Origin of the sequence: Sphingopyxis indica (assembly GCF_900188185.1) — a bacterium.
GTDB classification, from domain to species: Bacteria; Pseudomonadota; Alphaproteobacteria; order Sphingomonadales; family Sphingomonadaceae; genus Sphingopyxis; species Sphingopyxis indica.
The window spans coordinates 23,097-41,275 of sequence record NZ_FZPA01000014.1 but is presented as its reverse complement, the minus strand read 5'-3'; the positions used below and the strand labels follow the sequence as shown (position 1 = coordinate 41,275).

Below are 18,179 nucleotides of genomic sequence, written 5' to 3'. Positions count from 1 at the left end.
TGGTAAGCCCCTTTCTCGCTGCCAGAGATAGTGTTGCCTTTATGCAACACAAGAGCATGGCTTCCCGCGCCCAGGATTTTCCGCCATGAGGGCGCGTCGCACGATCATAATGCAGCGGGTGGGCAAGCGGATGCGTAAATTTTTCCTCGGATTGCTTTTGCTGCTCGCCGCGGTGGCGATCGGGCTTGCGATCTGGGAGCCGCTCACCGCCGAAGCGCCAGCCGCCCCAGCCTACAAGGTGGGCGACGTCCGGATTGCGCGCGACAAGTTCGGGGTGCCGCATATCTTTGGAAAGACCGACGCCGATGTCGCCTATGGCGTCGCCTTCGCGCACGCCGAGGATGATTTTTCGACCTTGCAGGAAGTGCTCGCGATGACGCGCGGTCGCGCGGGGGCGATGCTTGGGCCGGATGGCGCGAAGATCGACTATGTCGCGGCGCTGCTTGGCGTGCGCGACACGACCGCGCGCGACTGGCCGCGCCTCCCCGCCGACGTGCGCGCGCTGTTCACCGCCTATGCCGCGGGGCTCAACCATTATGCCGAAAAGCATCCGGGCGAGGTGCGGATGCGCGGGCTGTTCCCGGTGACCGGCGAGGATGTCGTCGCGGGTTTCGTGCTGCGCTCGCCCTTCTTCTTCGGGCTCGATTCGGTGCTCGGCAAGCTGGCTGCGGGCGAACCGCTGGGCCGCGAGGGCGGACCGGCGATCGACGTCACGGGCAAGGTGGTGCCGCGCGCCGACACGCCGCTCGGAAGCGATCCGGGCGAGAGCGGCTCGAACGGCATCGCGGTCGCCCCGTCGCGCATGGCCGACGGCACGACGCGGCTCGTCTCCAACTCGCACCAGCCATGGACCGGCGGGGTCGCATGGTACGAACTCGTCGTCCACAGTCAGCAGGGATGGGACTTTGCGGGGGCCAATTTCCCCGGCTCGCCCTATCCCTTCCTCGGCCACAACAAATATCTCGGCTGGACCAACACGGTGAACCGGCCCGACCTGATCGACGTCTATAAGCTGACGCTCGACGAAAGCGGGAAGAACTATCGCTTCGACGGCCGATGGCTGCCGCTCGAGAAAAAGCGCATCTGGCTCAAGGTCAAATTCGGTCCCTTCGTGCTGCCGGTGCCGCGCACCGTTTATCGCTCGGTGCACGGGCCGGTGATCGAGAACGACCAGGGTGCCTTTGCGATCCGCTACGCAGGGCAGGACCAGGCGAATATGGTCACCCAATATTACCGGCTGAACAAGGCGAAGAGCTTCGCCGAATGGCGCGCGGCGATGGCGGCGCAGGGCGTGCCCGCGACCAATTTCATCTATGCCGATGCCAAGGGCAATATCGGCCTTTTCTATAATGCGATGTTCCCCGACCGGCCGCGCGGCTTCGACTGGCGCACCATCCTGCCCGGCGACACCTCGGCCGATCTGTGGACCAAGACCCTGCCGTTCGACCGCGTTCCCGCGCTCGTCAACCCGGCGTCGGGCTATGTTATCAACGCGAACAATACGCCGTGGGTCGCGGCGGGGCCGGGCGACGAGCTCGATCCGGCGGCCTTTTCGCCCTTGCTCGGGATCGAGGACGATATGACCAACCGCGCGGCGCGGCTGATCCAATTGTTCGAGGCATCGGGCAAGATCGACGAAGCGCGGCTCAGGCAAATCAAATATGACACCGCCTATGCGAAGACGGGTTACGCGAAGGCATGGATCGACAAGCTGCTCGCGCTCGACACCAAAGGCGACCCGGCGCTCGCCGAAGCGCAAAAGCTGCTTCGCGAATGGGACTGGAATCTCGACGGCAAGGGGCATGGCGACGCGCTCGCGCTGATGGTGCTGCGCCCCGCGGGCAGTGCGCATTACCAGCGCCGCGCCGACCCCGACCCGCGCGAAGTGCTGAGCGAGGTTGCCGCGCATCTCCGGCAATATTTCGGCAGCCTCGACCCGAAGCTCGGCACCGTGCTGCGCCTGCGCCACGGCGAGGGCGCGCATCGCGTCGACCTGCCGCTCGATGGCGGCAACGACACGGTCCGCGCCTCGACCCTGTGGGACGCCGAGCCCGACGGGCGGCTGAAGGTGCGCCACGGCGACAGCTTCATCATGTTTGTCACATGGGACAAGGCGGGGCGGGTGCATTCGCAGTCGATCCAGCCCTTCGGCGCCGCGACGACGCGCCCCGACAGCCCGCACTATAACGACCAGGCGCCGCTGTTCGTGCGCCATCAGCTCAAGCCGGTGCTGTTCGACCCCGCGGCGCTGAGGGCGAGCGGGGCGCGTTTCTATCGCCCTTGAGGCGACGGACTGCAACGACGGCGAGCCGCCGCTGCCCATATTTCGCACGAAGCCACGAAGCCACAAAGGGGTCGCTCCAGTCTGCGACCATCTTCGATCAAAAACGGTGTGCTCCCGCGAAGGCGGGAGTCCATCTCCGGAGGGCTATTTCGAGCCGGCGGGAAATGGGTCCCCGCCTGCGCGGGGACACATATGGTTTATCGCAAAGACGACCACGTATCAGCCCTGCCCCTTTGTGGCTTCGTGGCTTCGTGCGAGTCCTTCCTGAAAATCGGTATCGTCCCACGGCCTCCCTCGCCCTTGAAAGCGCGGAAATGCCGTCCTAAACCGGTGACACACCTCTGTTCTGCCGACCAATTCCCTTATTGCCTGCGATTTTCAAAGGAGCATCCATGCCCCCCTTCCGCCGTATCGCTCTCGCTCTCGCCGCCTCGACCGCGCTCGTCGCCGCCGGCCCCGCGCTCGCCAAGCCGAAGGCCGAGCAGGCGGCGCCGATCGCCGAACTCGTGAAGGCGGTCGATATTCCCTATCAGAGCTTCACGCTCGACAACGGGCTGCGCGTGATCGTGCATGAGGATCGCAAGGCGCCGGTAGTCGCGGTGTCGGTGTGGTATCGCGTCGGGTCGAAGAACGAGCCGGCGGGCAAGACGGGCTTTGCGCATCTGTTCGAGCATCTGATGTTCAACGGGTCGGAAAATGCGCCGGGCGATTTCTTCGAGCCGCTCGAACAGGTCGGCGCGACCGACAGCAACGGCACGACCAACATGGACCGCACCAATTATTTCGAGACGGTGCCGACCGGCGCGCTCGACCGCGCGCTGTTCCTCGAAAGCGACCGCATGGGGCATCTGCTCGGCGCGGTGACGCAGGAAAAGCTCGATAACCAGCGCGGCGTCGTCCAGAACGAAAAGCGCCAGGGCGACAATAATCCCTATGGTCTGCTGCGCTACGAGATATTCGAGAATCTCTTCCCCTCGGGTCACCCCTATCACCACAGCACCATCGGCTCGATGGACGACCTCAATTCGGCGACGCTCGCCGACGTGAAGAAATGGTTCACCGACCATTATGGCCCGAACAATGCGGTGCTGGTGCTGGCGGGCGACATCGACCCGGCGACCGCAAAGGCGAAGGTCGCCGAATGGTTCGGCGACATCCCGCGCGGTCCCGACGTCCAGATGCCGAAGGTCACGGTGCCGACGCTGCCCGCGCCGCTCGCGAAGCAGGTCTTCGACATGATCCCGACGACGCGCATCTATCGCATGTGGGCGATCCCGGGGCTCAATGATCCCGAAGCGGTGCCGCTCCAGATGGCGATGAGCGTGCTCGGCGGGCTGTCGAGTTCGCGCCTCGACAATGCGATGGTGCGCAAGGACCCGGTCGCGGTCAGCGTCGCCGCCTTCGCCCAGCCCTTCGAGGATGCGGGCATCCTGATCGTCCAGGCCGACGTCAAGGAGGGCGTGTCTCCGCAAGTCGTCGGCAGGAAGCTCGACGAAGAGATTGCGAATTTCCTCGCGACCGGCCCGACCGCCGACGAATTGCAGCGCGCCGCAGCGAGCACTTTGGGCGGCACCATCGCCAGCCTCGAATCGGTCGGCGGCTTCGGCGGCAAGGCAGTGACGCTCGCCGAGGGCGCGCTCTATTCGAACGATCCGGCCTATTACAAGACCGAGCTCGCGCGGATGGCGAAGGCGACCCCCGAGGAAGTGAAGGCGGTCGCGAACAAATGGCTGTCGCGCCCGGCCTTCTCGCTGACCTACACCCCCGGCGAGCGCACCGAGGGCGGCGAGAATCGCGGCGGCGCGGTGCGCGCCGGCAAGGTGGCAGAAGCGGTCGCCCCCGATCGCTACTGGAACCCCGACCTCGGTGACGTCGGCCCCGACACCGGCGTCGGCGCCGCGACCTCGATCGCCGACCGTTCGCAGCTGCCGCCGGTCGCCCAGCTCAAGGCGCTCGATTTTCCCGCGATCGAGCGCACGACGCTCAAGAACGGCATCCCGGTCTATTTCGCGCGCCGCGACGCGGTGCCGACGGTGCAGGTCGCGGTGAGCTTCGACGCGGGCTATGCCGCCGATCCGCACGACGCGCTCGGCACCCAGTCGCTGATGCTCAGCCTGATGGACGAGGGCACGACGAGCCTCCCTTCGATCGCCTTTGCCGAGGCGAAGGAGCGGCTTGGCGCACAGATCGACGGGTCGGCGAGCGCCGACGAGACGGTGTTCAGCCTGTTCGCGCTGACCCCCAATCTGCGCCCGTCGCTGGCGCTGCTCGCCGACTATATCCGCAACCCCGCCTTCGACGCGCAGGAACTCGAACGGGTGCGCGCGCAGCAGCTGACGCGGCTCAAGGCCGAACTCAACAATCCGCGCGCCGTCGCGTCGCGCGTGCTCGCGCCGGTGCTTTACGGCGCCGATCATCCCTATGGCATCCCGCCCTCGGGGCTCGGCTCGGCCGATGCGGTGCAGGGCGCGACACGGGCCGATCTCATCGCCTTCCACGACACATGGATCCGCCCCGACATGGCGCGCATCTTCGTCGTCGGCGATACGACGCTCGCCGAAGTGAAGAAACAGCTCGACGCGACGCTCGGCGCGTGGAAGTCGCCTGCGACGCCGAAGCCCGAAAAGAATTTCGACGTCGCGATTCCGAAGCCGCAGCCGCGCATCCTGCTCGTCGACCGGCCCAAATCGCCGCAGTCGGTGATCATGGCGGGCAAGGTGCTGGATGCGAAGGGCGGCGACGACCTCGAAGTGCTGCGCGCGGCGAACGATATTTTCGGCGGCAATTTCCTGTCGCGCTTCAACATGGACCTGCGCGAGACCAAGGGCTGGTCCTATGGTGTGCGCTCGGGCATTTCGGACGACGAAGGCCGCGTGACCTGGGTCGCGACCGCGCCGGTGCAGGCCGACCGCACCGGCGATTCGATCAAGGCGCTGCGCGAGGATCTCGCCGCCTATCTCGGCGACAAGGGCACCACCGCCGAGGAACTCGAGCGCACGATCAACGGCAGCGTGCGCGCGCTTCCGGGCAGCTTCGAAACCTCGGGCGACGTGCTCGGCGGGATGCGCTCGATCGTCAAATTCGGCCGCGCCGACGATTATTACGAAAAGCTGCCCGCCATCTATGAAGCGATGACCGCCCCGGCGATCGACGCCGCCGCCCGGCAGGCGCTCAGCGTCGACGACCTCGTCTATGTCGTCGTCGGCGATGCCGCGACGGTCAAACCGCAGCTTGACGGATTGGGGCTGACCGTGGAAACAGCGACCCCGTAACTAACATCAGTTTCAGTAAGGAGAGCCCGTATGTCTCAAGTCGATGGCAGCTATGATTGCGTGACCAAGTCGCCGATGGGCGACCAGAAGTCGGTTTTCACCGTCAAGAGCGACGGCGATATGTTCACGGGGCAGAATGCCGGTGCGATGGGCTCGCTCGACGTCGAAAACGGCAAGGTCGACGGCAACAAGCTCAGCTGGACGATGAATATGAAAGTGCCGATGCCGATGACGCTCGAATGCGAAGCGACGATCGACGGCGACGCGCTGACCGGAACGATCAAGGCCGGCCCGTTCGGCTCGATGGCGATGACGGGCACGCGCCAGGCCTGATCCCGCCCGATCGCGATTTCGGGGCCGTCCGTTGCGAAAGCGACGGGCGGCCCTTTCGTTTATGGGAGGGGCTTTCGGGCGAAGGTCGGTTTTGGGGTGTGAGCGGGCTCTTGCGGCGCAAGAAGGTGCGCGCAGCAGGCGTTGGTTGAAACCGGCGGGTCGGGATTTTTCGTTTCGCGCGAAGACGCAAAGACGCGAAGATGTCGCGCTTGCCGCGAAGCGGCTTTCCCCATTTCGCGTTGCGGTGGACGCGACGCTGAAGGAAAAGGCGGCCTTGCGGCCGCGAACCGGAATCTTCGCGTCTTCGCGTCTTCGCGCGAAACAAATCTCGCCGACACCCGCAGCACAGCGCGTTGTTCTGTTCCCTCAACCCCCGCGGCTGCTATCGCCCGATCGCAATGGCCCCCTTCGTCGAAGGGCCGCCGCAGGTCAGACCGCGGTCAGCCGCTCGATTTCGGGCGCGCCGGCGAGGCAGGGGCCGAGCTTGGCGCCGAGGGTGCGGAAATGGTCCGAGGCGCGGTGCGCTTCGGTCGCCGCCTCGTCGTCATAGCATTCGAGCACCTTGTATACGCCCGCTTCGCCCGTCCTGAACAGGCGGTAATAGCTGTTGCCGGGTTCGCCCGCGCGCACCGCCGGGGCGAGCTCGGCGAAAACGCCTTCGAATTCCTCTTCCTTGCCCGCCTGCACGCGCAGCGTCGCGATGATGCCGATGGCGCTCATATCGCTCTCCCTCATTATGATTGGCGTCCGGGCCGGCACGCGCCGGCCCGGCTCGCATTGTCAGAAGACTTCGAACAGGCCCGCGGCGCCCTGACCGCCGCCGATGCACATGGTGACGACGGCATATTTGACGCCGCGGCGCTTGCCTTCGATCAGCGCATGGCCGACGCAGCGCGCGCCGGTCATGCCGAACGGGTGGCCGATCGAGATCGAGCCGCCATTGACGTTCAAAAGCTCGTTCGGAATGCCGAGCTTGTCGCGGCAGTAAAGCACCTGCACCGCAAAGGCTTCGTTGAGCTCCCACAGGCCGATGTCGTCCATCTTGAGCTCGAAGCGTTCGAGCAGCTTCGGGATCGCGAAAACGGGGCCGATGCCCATTTCGTCGGGCTCGGTGCCCGCGACCGCCATGCCGACATAGCGGCCAAGCGGCTGGAGCCCGCGCTTCTCCGCGACCTTGGCTTCCATCACCACGCACGCCGACGAGCCGTCCGACAGCTGGCTCGCATTGCCCGCGGTGATCGTATGACCTTCGCCCATCACCGGCTTCAGGCTCGCGAGCCCTTCGAGCGTGGTGTCCGGACGGTTGCATTCGTCACGGTCGGCGGTGACGTCCTTGTAGGAGACTTCCTTCGTCTCCTTGTCGACGATCGCCATCGTCGCCTTGCAGGGGATGATCTCGTCGGCGAACTTGCCCGCGGCTTGCGCGGCGGCGGTGCGCTGCTGCGACTGGAGCGAATATTCGTCCTGCGCTTCGCGACCGATGTTGTAGCGCTTCGCGACGACCTCGGCGGTGCCGATCATCGGCATATAGGTGTCCTTGTGCATCGCGAGCAGTTCGGCGTCGGGCTCGATGAAGACCTTGCCGCTGCCGCTGACCTTCGAGATCGACTCGACGCCGCCGGCGACGCAGATGTCCTGACGGTCGACGATGATCTGCTTTGCAGCCGTCGCGATCGTCATCAGGCCCGACGAGCATTGGCGGTCGATCGACATGCCGGGGACGGTGACGGGCAGGCCGGCGCGCAGCGCGATCAGGCGCGCGACGTTCGGCGACTGCGACCCCTGCTGCATCGCGGCGCCGAAGACGACGTCGTCGATCTCGCCGCCCTCCAGGCCGGCGCGCTCGACCGCGGCCTTGACCGAAAAGGCGCCGAGCGTCGGCGAGGGGGTGTTGTTGAACGAGCCGCGCGCCGCCTTGGTCAGCGGGGTGCGGGCGGTGGAAACGATGACGGCGTCACGCATGATAGAGGTCCTTCTTTCTGGTTCCGGTTGTCTTTACGGGGGAGGTCAGCCGGATGGATATGCTCACACGAAAAACTGGCTGATCCATTCGGCGATCAGCGCAGGCTTTTCCTCGCCTTCGATCTCGATCGTCACTTCGTTGGTCTGCTGCCACTGGCCGGGACGTTTTTCTTCGAGTTCGAGCAGTTTCACATGGCTGCGGACGCGCTTGCCCGAGCGGACGGGGGCAAGGAAGCGGACCTTGTTGCCGCCATAGTTGACGCCCATCTTGACGCCTTCGATCTTCGGCCCGTCGGTCTTCTGGCCGAGCATCGGGATCAGCGACAGCGTCAGAAAGCCGTGCGCGATCGTGCCGCCGAAGGGGGTCAGCTTGGCCTTTTCCGGGTCGACATGGATGAATTGATGGTCACCCGTCGCATCGGCGAATTTGTCGATCATCGCCTGATCGACGAGCACCCAATCGGAGGTGCCGAGATGCTGCCCGACTTTCGACTGCAATTCCTGCGGCGTGATGGTGGCCATATGTCATCCCCTCAATCTTGGTTCGGGGCGCGTTCTAGGCCTCTCTTGCCGCATCGCACAAGGGCCAAGCCCCGACGCCGCGTCGCCGTAGCGTCAGCTCTGGGCGGACTTCGGCGTCTTCATCGTCACGCTCTCGGCATAGGGGAGAATCATCGTCCCGTCAGGCGCCGCGGTGAAGGTCGTCTGCGTCGGGTAGGCGAAGTCGTAGCCCGCCCTGGTCATTTCATCGAAGACGCGAATGCCGATCGCGGTGCGCGCAGCGATCACCTGATTATAATCGTCATTGTGGACGTCGGCGACCAGCTCGAAATCGAGGCTCGACGCGCCGAAGCCGACGAAGCTCGAGCGGATGAATTCATGGCCCTCGGCCTCGACCTGCGCCTGGAGCAACGCCGGCAGCGCGCGCAGCATTTCGGGCGTCGTCTGATAGACGACCCCGATCGCATATTGGATGCGCCGCCGGTGAAGGTTGGCGTAGTTGGTGATCTCCTTCGACAGCAAATTGGTGTTCGAGATCACGAGCAGCTCGCCGTTGATCGAGCGCAGGTGCGTGCTCTTGAGCCCGATGCGCTCGACGGTCGCGACGCTGTTGTCATATTTGATCGTCTCGCCGACGCGGAACGGGCGGTCGAAGATGATCGACAGCGAGGCGAAGAGGTCGGAGAAGATGCCCTGCGCGGCAAGGCCGATCGCGATGCCGCCGATGCCGAGCCCGGCGACGAGGCCGGTGACATTGACCCCCATATTGTCGAGGATGACGATCGCCGCGACCGCGAACAGCGCGACGCTGATCAGGATGCGGATGATCCCCATCGCATTGGCGAGCGTTTCATTATGCCCTTCGGCGGCGCGGCGCTGGATCAGCCCGAGGACGATCTCGCGCGCCCAGATCGCGACCTGCAGCACGACCGCGACGGTGAAGACGAAGCGGATTGTCTCCATCACCACCGCGGGCGGGCTGGCATAGCCGGCGACGAGCCGGATCGCGACGATTGCAAGCACCAGCGACTTGGTCTTGTGGATCACGCGGCCGACGATGTCGGTCATGGTGAAATGGCCGGGGGCCGATTGCGCGCGCTTCAGCGCGAAGCCGCGGACCAGCGAGAGCAGGAAATAGATAATCAGTCCCGCGCCGACGGCGATCGCTATCTGGAGCCAGTGACCGTTCACCCAGACGACGCTGCTGTCCCACCAATATCGCAGCTCCGCGAGCGGATCGGCGGCGGGCGCGGTCTTTGGCGTGGCGGGGGTTGCGGCGGCCAGGCTAAGCAAAGTCACATCGTTCCTCTTGAACGGTTGCGGGACAGGCGGGCGGGCATGGCCCAATAGCGAACGGTCACCGTGATGGTTCCGCGCGTTTCATGCGTATAGAGTCTGACCCGTCCGGATGGAACCGTTGCGTTGAGGCGCGATTCCACCGGCCCTGGAGTCTGTCCTGTTCAAGCGGATTCAATGCCCCCGTTCGTCCCGAGGAGCCATTGAGCCCCGTCGAAATGGCGTCTCGAAAGACAATGCGCCGCGTCGGGTCCTTCGAGACGGGGCTTCGACAAGCTCAGCCCCTCCTCAGGACGAACGGGCTTCGATCCACCCGATCAGGACAGACGCTAACCCTGCGAGCGCCGCGCGCGATATTTGAGCGCCATCGTCGCGAGCAGGCCGTCCCCGCCGCGCTGAACAATCCGGCGCGCGGGGATTTCGAGGCCGGCGTGCAGCAGGTGCGACACCGCGAGCGTCAGCAGCAGGAACGCGCCGATTTGCGCGGGGCCGACCGCCGCGAGATCGTCGACGAAGAAGAGCTTGAACAATATCCACAGGAAGAAGTGCGACAGATAGACGGCGTAGCTGATGTCGCCGAGCCGCTGCGCGACCCGGCCCGAGAGTGCGGGCCGCGCCGCGAGCGAGGCCTGCAGCGCGAAGATCACGACCGCGACCATCGCGAGCGGGACCGCCATGGGCTGCGGGAGGCCCGCCGCGAGCGAGGCCGCGGAGAGAAACGCGAGGCCGGTCGCGGTGGCGTAGATGACCCGCGCCCCGTCCCCACGTTCGCGCTGATCGCTCCACCAGCGGCAGAGCGCGACGCCCATCGCGAATTCGGCCAGGCAGCGCGCCAGGCCGGTCGCCGCAATGTCGTCGCCGATGTCCGCGCGCCCGGTCGCGGCGAACCAGCCGCCGAGCGCGAGCGCGAGCAGGACAACGAAGGCGGGAAAGACGATCCGCCCGGCGGGCAAGCGCGCGAACAGGCCGCCTGTCGCGGCGAGCAGCAGATAGGCGGCCCATTCGGTCGAGATCGACCAGGCGGGGATATTCCATGTGAGCTCGCCGGCGAAGCCCCAGTTCTGGACGAGCAGATAATGGGCGGGCAGCCGTGCGAAGTCATATTGCGCGCCGGGATCGCGGCCGCTCATCAGCAGCGCGGCGGCGAACGCCAGCATCGCCGACAGGATCGCGAGGTGCAGCGGAAAGATGCGCGCGATCCGGCGCACGAGGAAGCGCGGCGCGGCGCGGTGGCCCTCGGCGGCGAACCCGGCGCCATAGTTCCACCACAGCACGAAGCCCGACAGGACGAAGAAAAGGTCGACCGCCAGATAGCCGTGCGCGAGCAGCGCGATCGCCGATTCGGGCAGGAACCCCGCCATCGCGAAGCGAATGTGATAGAAGAGCACCGCCAGTGCGGCGATCCCGCGCAGCCCGGTGAGCGTCGGTAGCATCGGCACTTTGCGCTCGGCGATCATGCGGCGCTTTCCGCGAAACGCGGCGCCATCGTCCGCCAGCCCGCCTGCCGCTCGCGGCGGCGGCAATAGGTCGACAGGCCGATTTCGAGCGCGACCATCATATAGATGAAGGGCTGAAAGGCGATGCCGACGAACAGCGCGCCGACCAGATAGATGATGTGGCCGTGCTGAAGCGCGGTCGCGAGCGGCGCGATCCATTGCTCCTCGGCGCGCCGCGTTTTCAAATAGCGGCGGCGCAGCCGCTCCATCTGCAAAATGCCCGCGACGTGGAGCAGCAGCCACAGCGCGAGCCCCGGATAGCCCTGTTCACCGAGCATTTCGAAATAGGCCGAATGATAGGCGCGCGCGCGCTCGTCGTGGACCGCGGTGTCGGCCGCGTCGGCGGCATCCGCCCCGCCGATCGTTTCGACGCGCAGCCGGTTCTGTCGATAGGCCTCGAACCCGCCGCCGAACGGATGCTCTTTCGCATAATTCCACGTCCACGCCCACACCGCGACGCGCGTCGAGGCCGACTGGTCGACCCGATAATCCTCGAGCGTCTCCATCCGCGTCGTATAGCTTTGCGGCAGGAAAGGAATCGCCGCCGCGACGAGCAGCGCAGCGCCCGCCATATAGAGAAAGCGGTGCTTCACCGCGCGCAGCGACAGGATCGCAAAGACGCCGAGGCAGATGAGCCCGGTGCGCGCCTGCGTCCCCACGGGAATCAACATGCAGGCGAAACACAGGGCGAAGGCGAAGAGCGATACGCGCCAGTCGGGCGGAAAAACGGTGCCATGGCGGCGCAGCCACAGGATCAGCGGGATGATCGAGATCGCGACCGTCGACATGGTGCTGCCCTCGTAAAGCCCGTAATTTTCGTTGAGCAGCAGTTGCAGCGAGCCATAGCCGCCGCCGCCCGCCGCGGTCTTGATCCCGCCCGCGATCGCGATCGCCGCCGCCGAGAGCAGCATGATCAGCGCGAGCGCCTCGATCCTCAGCTTGGTGCGCAAGGTCAGCGGCAGAAAGATCGCCCAGACGAGCGCCTTCCACACCCAGTCCCATTTGACCAGCGCCTCGACGGGGAAATCGGCCTGCAGCGTCGTGATCCCGCAATAGAGGAGGAGCAGCAGCATCAGCGTCTGGCGCCCCGACCATCGGGTATCGCGCTTGTCGTCGGCGACGAGCCAGCCGAGGATCGCGAGTATGAAGACGATCAGCGAGATCGGGATCGAATTGATCAGGAAATAGCTGAGGCGCTGCGGCGCGACGATGTCGATATAGCAATAGCAGAGGACGAACAGGAACGGCTTGCGGAAGCCGACTCCGATGAAGGCAAAGAGAAAGGCGACGAAGGCAAGGTCACGCATCGCCGCCGCGCTCCTTAGCGGCTTCGGCATCGCGGCGCTGCTGCCACAATTGCCGCGCGCTCACTTCATGGTCGAGGTCGTCGCGGTGAAGCAGGCGCCACAGTGCGATCGCCATCAGCGCGTGAGTGAGGGCAATCGAGAAATTGTCGACCATGGATGGAGCGATGCCTAGCTTTGGCTGCGACCTCAAGAGTAGCGTTGGGGGCACTACCCCAAGGGGGTTGACGCCGCGTTAAGTCTTGTATGTCACAGACCACCGGCATGACCCGCATCCTGCACGTCCTCGACCACAGCTTGCCCGCGCACAGCGGCTATACCTTCCGCACCCGCGCGCTGATGAAGGCGCAGGTCGCGAAAGGATGGACGGTCGCGGGGATCACGGGGGTGCGGCATCCGCTGCCAGGTCCCGAGGTCGAGACCGTCGACGGCCTGACCTTCTATCGCACCCCGCCTGCCCCGCCCGCGCCATCACCGCTGCGCGAATGGCGCGAGATCGGCGCGCTCGCGGCGCGGATCGAGGCGCTCGTCGACGACTGGCGGCCCGACCTGCTCCACGCGCATTCGCCGGTTCTCGATGCGCTTGCGGCGCTGCGCGTCGGCAAGCGGCGGGGCATTCCGGTGCTGTATGAAATCCGCGCCTTCTGGGAGGATGCGGCGGTCGGCAACGGGACGGGGCGCGAAAGAAGCGCACGCTATGTCGTGACGCGCGGGCTCGAAACGCACGCGGTCAAGGCGGCCGATGCGGTCGCGGTGATCTGCGAGGGGCTGCGCGGCGACCTGGTCGCGCGCGGGGTCGATCCGGCGAAGATCACCGTTTCGCCCAACGGCGTCGACCTGGGCCTGTTCGGCAGCCCGCCGCCGCGCGACGCGGCGCTGGCGGAGCGGCTCGGCCTCGCCGCGGGCGCACCGGTGATCGGCTTCATCGGCAGCTTCTATGACTATGAGGGCATCGACGATCTGATCGCGGCGATGCCCGCGCTCGTCGCGGCCGAGGGCGCTGCGCAATTGCTGCTCGTCGGGGGCGGGCCGCGCGAGGCGGCCTTGCGCGAACAGGCGGCGGCCTCGCCGGTCGCGGGGCATATCCACTTCGTCGGCCGCATCCCGCACGATGCGGTCGAACGTTATTATTCGCTGATCGACATCCTCGCCTATCCGCGCAAGAAGATGCGGCTCACCGACCTCGTGACCCCGCTGAAACCGCTCGAGGCGATGGCGCAGGGCAAGCTCGTCGCGGCTTCGGACGTCGGCGGGCACCGCGAGCTGATCGAGGACGGGACGACCGGGACGCTGTTCGCGCCCGACGATCCCGCGGCGATCGCCGCCGCGCTGATCGGCTTGCTCGGCGACCGGGCGATGTGGGACAAGCGGCGGCGAACGGCGCGGGCCTTCGTCGAGGCACATCGTAACTGGTCGTCAAACATTTTGCGTTACGAACCGGTTTACCAACGCCTGCTGGGGCGCGGCGTGGCGCCGCTCGCCGCATGAGGCACGATAGAAGCATCCTTGCGGCGCGCGAAATCAGAAGCGATATGGACAACGAAATTGGAAGCAGGAGGAAGCGGATGGCGATCGCGGTGATGCGCGCGCTGCGTCCGGCCGTTCCGGCGGTCATCGGCGCCGCGGCGCTGACCTTTCTCTTCGCCGCGGTGATGCCGCTCGCGTGGGTCACCGGGATCAGCTGGAACCTCTATCTAGACCGCCTCTCGCCGCTGTTCGAGCCGCCGGTCGGCAATGGCGGCCGCCTCGCGCTCGCACTTGGCATGGCGGCAGTCGCGGCGCTGATCGCCGGCCTCGTCGCGCTGGCGCTGGCGCGGCCCGATGCCGTCTCCCCGCCGCTGCGCCGCGGTGCGCGCGCCGAGGCCGAAGCCGGTCTCGACAATGTGCTGCCGCGCCGCCGCGCCGATTTCCATCCCGACGATCCGCCGCGCCCGCCGCTCCGCGCCGGTCGCGATCTGCCCGCGGGCGGACTCGCGCCGTTCGTTGCGGCGCGCGAAGCCGAGCAGCTTCCCGAGGCGCCGGTCGCCGACCTCGCGCCGGCTGAACCAGCCGAAGGCGACGAACCCTGGCTGCAACCCGCCGAGCTCGTCATGCCGCGGCGCGCCGATTCGCTCGACCGTTCGCTCGGCGCGATGGTCGCGCGGCTCGAGGCGGGGCTGGCGCGTCGTCAGCGGGTCGAGGAGCCGCCGCAGCCGCCCGTGCCCGACGAATCGGTCGCGGCGACGGAAAGACCGGGCGGCGCGGTCGATTTCGCGCTCGAAGCCGCGCTCGGCACGTTGCAGCGGATGAACCGGCAGGTGGCCGGCTGACCGGTCAATCCTCGACCGTCAGCACCTCGATCCGCAGCATCGCGCCCGCCGCGTCGCTCTCCACCGCAATATCGGCGACGACATGGCCGGCGAGCCGCCATTCGACCGCCTCCAGATGCGCCGCGAGCGACCGGCGCAGCGGCTCGGCCTCGCCGGCCGCAAAGGCGCAGGGGAAGATGTGGCGCGCGCCGACGAAGCTCGCGCTCGCCCATTGCCGCAGCGTCGAGGCGCCGAGCGCCAGCCCGTGCGGCAGTTCGCGCGCGAGCAGGCGGCGGAGACGCCGGTGCGGGCAGGCGGGCCGCATCGGCGCGGCGGGCGACCAGGCGATCATCGCGCGCCTCTTTCGCGGCGCGGCGCGGCCCCGCGATGCGTCTCGCGCCACATGTTCATGAAATGTTCCACCCGTCCGATCATCCGGCGGCCCGGTTCGCGTCCGCCGCGCAGGTCGGATACCAGCCGCGGGTCGCGCACCGACGCGCGGCCGAAGACGGTCGGCGGCATCTGCGCTTCCTTCAGAAAGGCCTCGACCCGCTGCAACAGGCTGCGCTCCATATTCGTCTCCCCGTCGGTTGAAGGTGGCGGGCGAGTCGCCCGATAGGATATTTCCTATCTGAACCGTCATTTCCTACTTGTCTAGGAAAAATCCTCTTGCTAGGAAGAATGCGGAAGGACCAGCCCCGTGACCGACTTCGCCGACGATCCGCGCGCCACGCTCGACCGTCTCTTGCAGGACAAGGGGATCGACTATGCGCGGCTGTCGGCGGTGATCGGACGCAACGCCGCCTATATTCAGCAATATATCAAGCGCGGGACGCCGCGCCGCCTCGCCGAACAGGACCGTGCGCGCATCGCCGCCTATCTGGGGGTCGCCGAAGCGCTGCTCGGCGGGCCGGAGCAGCGCGTCGCGACGCCGGCGCGGCCGCGCGGCCGCGACATGATACTCGTTCCCAAGCTCGCGGTCGGCGCGTCGGCGGGCGCGGGGGCGAGCATCGACGGCGAAGCGGTCGAAGGCGCGGTGGCGTTCGACCCCAAATGGCTGCGCGACCTCGGCGCCGACCCGCGCGCGCTCAGCATCATCCGCGTCGAGGGCGATTCGATGGCGCCGACCTTGAACGACGGCGACGACATCCTCGTCGACGGCGGCGACGCGGCAGGGCGGCTGCGCGACGGCATCTATGTGCTGCGGATGGACGACGCGCTGATGGTCAAGCGCGTCGCGCGCGCGCCGGGCGCCGGACGTATTTCGGTGATCAGCGACAATCCCCAATATCCGAGCTATCCCGACCTGCCGATGGGATCGGTGCAGCTCGTCGGCCGCGTCGTTTGGACGGGGCGCCGGGTGCGCTGATGTTCGGGCGGAAGATGCCTTCACAAAGGCGCGGCGGTTCCGGGTTGAGAGCCAACTCTCCATTTTCGTCACCCTGAACTTGTTTGGCGATTATTCCCTTCGCATCCATATTCCGGATTTCGTCATTGCGAGCGAAGCGAAGCAATCCAGAGTATGCGTAAACCGCTCTGGATTGCTTCGCTTCGCTCGCAATGACGGGGCATACGGATGCAAAAGGGACAATGACCAAACAAGTTCAGCATGACGATGTTCTGGAGGGTGTCGCCGTTCGAAACTGGACGACTTACAACGCCAGAGCGACTCTAGATCGGCTCCGCCATCACCGCCTCGATCTCGTGATCGAGCACTTCGGCGCGCTGACATTGCTCTTCGTCGCCGTCGCGGCATTTCGCCGCCGCCTTGTCGCGCTTGCGCGACAGCTCGCCGAGCCGCTCTTCGCGTTCGCGCATCGCGCGGCCGCGGTTGCGGTCGGCTTCGTCCTGGCTCGTCGTCGACCAGTCGGCGACCTGTCCGGCCGCTTTCACCGGCGCGGTCACGACGCTCTTCACCGTGCTCACGCAACCGCCGAGCGCCAGCGGCGCCATCAGCATCATGATCGTCGTCGCACGCATCCCGTTTCTCCTCACCTGCGGCCCATTGCATAGCGCGCGGTTTCTGAACAGGCGCTTGCGACGGATAGATCGCAGAAATCGTCCATCTGTCACAGCTTTGAAACAATTGGTTAAAGTGCCGTTTACCTTGCCGGAGTAGTCGGGGCGCCACCGACGATCCATCGCATGGAGCCAGTATGAACCCCGCAGACACGGCCCTCGCTCCTTTCTCCGGCCATTCGGTCGCGATCGGGGCCGACGCGCCGATGTCGGACGTCATCGACATTTTTCGCGCCCATTCGGGGCTGCGGGTTCTCGCGGTGCTCGACGACGCGCGGCGCCCCGTCGGCATCATTCGCGAACAGAGGGTGCGCGAACTGCTTTTCTGTCCCTATTGGTTCTCGCTGATGCAGAACCCGACGATCGGCGGCTCGATCGAGGCGATGATCGACCCCTGCCTGACCGCCAGCATCGACGAGCCGACGCAGCGGTTGCTGCAAATCGTTTCGCAGGCGTCCGATCACGAAGCGCTGCTGCTCGTCGAGGATGGCCGGTTCGTCGAGGCGCTCGACAGCGCGCAGCTCGCCAAGCTCGCGATGCTGCGCGAAATGGAACTCGCGCACGAACGCGCGGCGCGCGCGGCGCGGATCGACGCGGCGGGCAAGGGGTTTCAGGACGATGTCGCCGCGCTGACCGCGTCGCTCGCCGACATGGCGCGCGAGGTCGAAGCGGTGGCTGAGCGGCTCACCGCGCGCGCGGGCCAGACCGGTGCCGATGCGATGTCGGTCGCGGGCGCGACGGCGCAGACGGTGGCGGGCTTGCAGGAGCTGGGCGAACGCGGTCATGCGCTCGCCGACGCGATGGCACGGATCGTCGACGACGGCACCCGCGCACGAACCGTGCGGCGCGAGGCCTATGAGCGGGTGCGCGGCGCGAGCGAGCGCGCCGCCGCGCTTCAGGCGGCGAGCCAGTCGATCGAACAGATGCTCGCTCTCATCATCGACATGGCGCGGCGGACGAACATGCTCGCGCTCAACGCGGGGATCGAGGCGGCGCACGCCGGCGATGCGGGGCGGGGCTTCGCGGTGGTCGCGTCGGAGGTCAAGGCGCTGGCGGCGCAGACGCGAGCCGCCGCGGGCGACATCGCGCAGCAGGTCGATCATATCCGGCAGGCGGTCGAACAGGTCGCGGGCGGCTTTCGCGAGATCGAACGCGCGATCGAGGCGAACAATAAATTCTCCGACACGGTCGACCGCGCGGTCGATGGCCAGCGCACCACGACGCTGATGATCGCGAGCTATGTCGAACAGGCGGTGGCGGCGGGGCGCGAGGTCGACATGCGCGTGCTCGACATCAGCAAGGGCGCGGCGTCGGTCGGCAGCGGCGCCGAAACGCTCGGGCGCCTGTCCTCGGGGCTCAGCGGCGCGGCGCGATCGCTCCACGACCGCGCGCGCCATTTCGTCGATGCGGTGGCGGCGGCATGA

At 66.7% G+C, this 18,179-nt stretch carries 17 protein-coding genes; 7 read left to right on the top strand and 10 right to left on the bottom strand.

Features of this window, described 5'->3' with window-relative positions:
• Positions 1-85 precede the first annotated feature (85 nt).
• The 3 genes from CHB69_RS16150 (at position 86) to CHB69_RS16140 (ending at position 5,889) form a co-directional block, all read left to right on the top strand.
• A complete protein-coding gene (locus tag CHB69_RS16150; protein ID WP_245836884.1) occupies positions 86-2,284 on the top strand; it encodes an acylase in 2,199 nt (732 codons plus the stop codon).
• 392 nt (positions 2,285-2,676) lie between these two features.
• The gene (locus tag CHB69_RS16145; protein WP_089216972.1) at positions 2,677-5,556 is read left to right on the top strand and encodes a M16 family metallopeptidase; all 2,880 of its coding nucleotides are present in this window, start codon (positions 2,677-2,679) and stop codon (positions 5,554-5,556) included.
• Positions 5,557-5,586: 30 nt separating this feature from the next.
• Positions 5,587-5,889, top strand: a complete 303-nt coding sequence (locus CHB69_RS16140; RefSeq protein ID WP_089216971.1) for a hypothetical protein — start codon at positions 5,587-5,589, stop codon at positions 5,887-5,889.
• Between the two features lie 429 nt (positions 5,890-6,318).
• Here CHB69_RS16140 and CHB69_RS16135 read toward each other — a convergent pair whose 3' ends face one another.
• The 7 genes from CHB69_RS16135 to CHB69_RS20240 all read right to left on the bottom strand — a co-directional run bounded on the left by CHB69_RS16135 (position 6,319) and on the right by CHB69_RS20240 (position 12,605).
• Positions 6,319-6,609: a putative quinol monooxygenase gene (locus tag CHB69_RS16135; protein WP_089216970.1), complete on the bottom strand. Its 291-nt coding sequence runs from the start codon at positions 6,607-6,609 to the stop codon at positions 6,319-6,321.
• A gap of 60 nt (positions 6,610-6,669) precedes the next feature.
• Positions 6,670-7,851, bottom strand: a complete 1,182-nt coding sequence (locus CHB69_RS16130) for an acetyl-CoA C-acyltransferase (protein WP_089216969.1) — start codon at positions 7,849-7,851, stop codon at positions 6,670-6,672.
• 63 nt (positions 7,852-7,914) lie between these two features.
• Positions 7,915-8,373: a MaoC family dehydratase gene (locus CHB69_RS16125; protein ID WP_089216968.1), complete on the bottom strand. Its 459-nt coding sequence runs from the start codon at positions 8,371-8,373 to the stop codon at positions 7,915-7,917.
• Positions 8,374-8,466: 93 nt separating this feature from the next.
• The gene (locus CHB69_RS16120; protein ID WP_342746784.1) at positions 8,467-9,651 is read right to left on the bottom strand and encodes a mechanosensitive ion channel family protein; all 1,185 of its coding nucleotides are present in this window, start codon (positions 9,649-9,651) and stop codon (positions 8,467-8,469) included.
• Positions 9,652-9,977: 326 nt separating this feature from the next.
• Positions 9,978-11,105, bottom strand: a complete 1,128-nt coding sequence (locus CHB69_RS16115; protein WP_141134017.1) for an acyltransferase family protein — start codon at positions 11,103-11,105, stop codon at positions 9,978-9,980.
• Positions 11,102-12,451, bottom strand: a complete 1,350-nt coding sequence (locus CHB69_RS16110; RefSeq protein ID WP_089216966.1) for a putative O-glycosylation ligase, exosortase A system-associated — start codon at positions 12,449-12,451, stop codon at positions 11,102-11,104. The genes CHB69_RS16115 and CHB69_RS16110 overlap by 4 nt, the downstream gene beginning before the upstream one ends.
• A complete protein-coding gene (locus CHB69_RS20240) occupies positions 12,444-12,605 on the bottom strand; it encodes a hypothetical protein (protein ID WP_170935604.1) in 162 nt (53 codons plus the stop codon). The genes CHB69_RS16110 and CHB69_RS20240 overlap by 8 nt, the downstream gene beginning before the upstream one ends.
• 107 nt (positions 12,606-12,712) lie before the next feature.
• On the opposite strand from CHB69_RS20240, the gene CHB69_RS16105 reads away from it, so the two are divergent.
• Positions 12,713-13,936, top strand: a complete 1,224-nt coding sequence (locus CHB69_RS16105; RefSeq protein ID WP_089216965.1) for a TIGR04063 family PEP-CTERM/XrtA system glycosyltransferase — start codon at positions 12,713-12,715, stop codon at positions 13,934-13,936.
• Positions 13,937-14,013: 77 nt separating this feature from the next.
• A complete protein-coding gene (locus tag CHB69_RS16100) occupies positions 14,014-14,757 on the top strand; it encodes a hypothetical protein (RefSeq protein ID WP_245836881.1) in 744 nt (247 codons plus the stop codon).
• Between the two features lie 4 nt (positions 14,758-14,761).
• Here CHB69_RS16100 and CHB69_RS16095 read toward each other — a convergent pair whose 3' ends face one another.
• Both CHB69_RS16095 and CHB69_RS16090 read right to left on the bottom strand, forming a co-directional pair.
• Positions 14,762-15,088, bottom strand: coding sequence for a hypothetical protein (locus CHB69_RS16095; protein ID WP_245836878.1), 327 nt, complete (start codon positions 15,086-15,088; stop codon positions 14,762-14,764).
• Positions 15,085-15,309 carry a hypothetical protein gene (locus CHB69_RS16090; RefSeq protein WP_089216963.1) on the bottom strand — a complete coding sequence of 75 codons (225 nt, stop codon included), beginning with the start codon at positions 15,307-15,309 and terminating at the stop codon, positions 15,085-15,087. The genes CHB69_RS16095 and CHB69_RS16090 overlap by 4 nt, the downstream gene beginning before the upstream one ends.
• Positions 15,310-15,436: 127 nt before the next feature.
• Between CHB69_RS16090 and CHB69_RS16085 the strand changes: the two genes are divergently transcribed.
• Positions 15,437-16,105 (top strand): S24 family peptidase, encoded by a 669-nt coding sequence (locus CHB69_RS16085; protein WP_089216962.1) that lies wholly within the window; start codon positions 15,437-15,439, stop codon positions 16,103-16,105.
• A 302-nt stretch (positions 16,106-16,407) separates the two neighbouring features.
• Here the strand turns inward: CHB69_RS16085 and CHB69_RS16080 are convergent, their stop codons facing one another.
• Positions 16,408-16,716: a hypothetical protein gene (locus tag CHB69_RS16080; protein WP_089216961.1), complete on the bottom strand. Its 309-nt coding sequence runs from the start codon at positions 16,714-16,716 to the stop codon at positions 16,408-16,410.
• Between the two features lie 176 nt (positions 16,717-16,892).
• Here CHB69_RS16080 and CHB69_RS16075 point away from each other — a divergent pair, with 176 nt between their 5' ends.
• On the top strand, positions 16,893-18,179 hold the full coding sequence (locus CHB69_RS16075; protein WP_141134016.1) for a methyl-accepting chemotaxis protein: 1,287 nt from the start codon (positions 16,893-16,895) through the stop codon (positions 18,177-18,179).

What these genes read in the sequence shown, in the direction of transcription:
- CHB69_RS16100 (WP_245836881.1), top strand. Translation starts at nt 14,014, where the DNA reads ATGGCGATCGCGGTGATGCGCGCGCTGCGTCCGGCCGTTCCGGCGGTC.
- CHB69_RS16140 (WP_089216971.1), top strand. Translation starts at nt 5,587, where the DNA reads ATGTCTCAAGTCGATGGCAGCTATGATTGCGTGACCAAGTCGCCGATG.
- CHB69_RS16115 (WP_141134017.1), bottom strand. Translation starts at nt 11,105, where the DNA reads ATGATCGCCGAGCGCAAAGTGCCGATGCTACCGACGCTCACCGGGCTG.
- CHB69_RS16145 (WP_089216972.1), top strand. Translation starts at nt 2,677, where the DNA reads ATGCCCCCCTTCCGCCGTATCGCTCTCGCTCTCGCCGCCTCGACCGCG.
- CHB69_RS16130 (WP_089216969.1), bottom strand. Translation starts at nt 7,851, where the DNA reads ATGCGTGACGCCGTCATCGTTTCCACCGCCCGCACCCCGCTGACCAAG.
- CHB69_RS16095 (WP_245836878.1), bottom strand. Translation starts at nt 15,088, where the DNA reads ATGATCGCCTGGTCGCCCGCCGCGCCGATGCGGCCCGCCTGCCCGCAC.
- CHB69_RS20240 (WP_170935604.1), bottom strand. Translation starts at nt 12,605, where the DNA reads ATGGTCGACAATTTCTCGATTGCCCTCACTCACGCGCTGATGGCGATC.
- CHB69_RS16075 (WP_141134016.1), top strand. Translation starts at nt 16,893, where the DNA reads ATGAACCCCGCAGACACGGCCCTCGCTCCTTTCTCCGGCCATTCGGTC.
- CHB69_RS16105 (WP_089216965.1), top strand. Translation starts at nt 12,713, where the DNA reads ATGACCCGCATCCTGCACGTCCTCGACCACAGCTTGCCCGCGCACAGC.
- CHB69_RS16135 (WP_089216970.1), bottom strand. Translation starts at nt 6,609, where the DNA reads ATGAGCGCCATCGGCATCATCGCGACGCTGCGCGTGCAGGCGGGCAAG.
- CHB69_RS16090 (WP_089216963.1), bottom strand. Translation starts at nt 15,309, where the DNA reads ATGGAGCGCAGCCTGTTGCAGCGGGTCGAGGCCTTTCTGAAGGAAGCG.
- CHB69_RS16080 (WP_089216961.1), bottom strand. Translation starts at nt 16,716, where the DNA reads ATGCGTGCGACGACGATCATGATGCTGATGGCGCCGCTGGCGCTCGGC.
- CHB69_RS16150 (WP_245836884.1), top strand. Translation starts at nt 86, where the DNA reads ATGAGGGCGCGTCGCACGATCATAATGCAGCGGGTGGGCAAGCGGATG.
- CHB69_RS16125 (WP_089216968.1), bottom strand. Translation starts at nt 8,373, where the DNA reads ATGGCCACCATCACGCCGCAGGAATTGCAGTCGAAAGTCGGGCAGCAT.
- CHB69_RS16110 (WP_089216966.1), bottom strand. Translation starts at nt 12,451, where the DNA reads ATGCGTGACCTTGCCTTCGTCGCCTTTCTCTTTGCCTTCATCGGAGTC.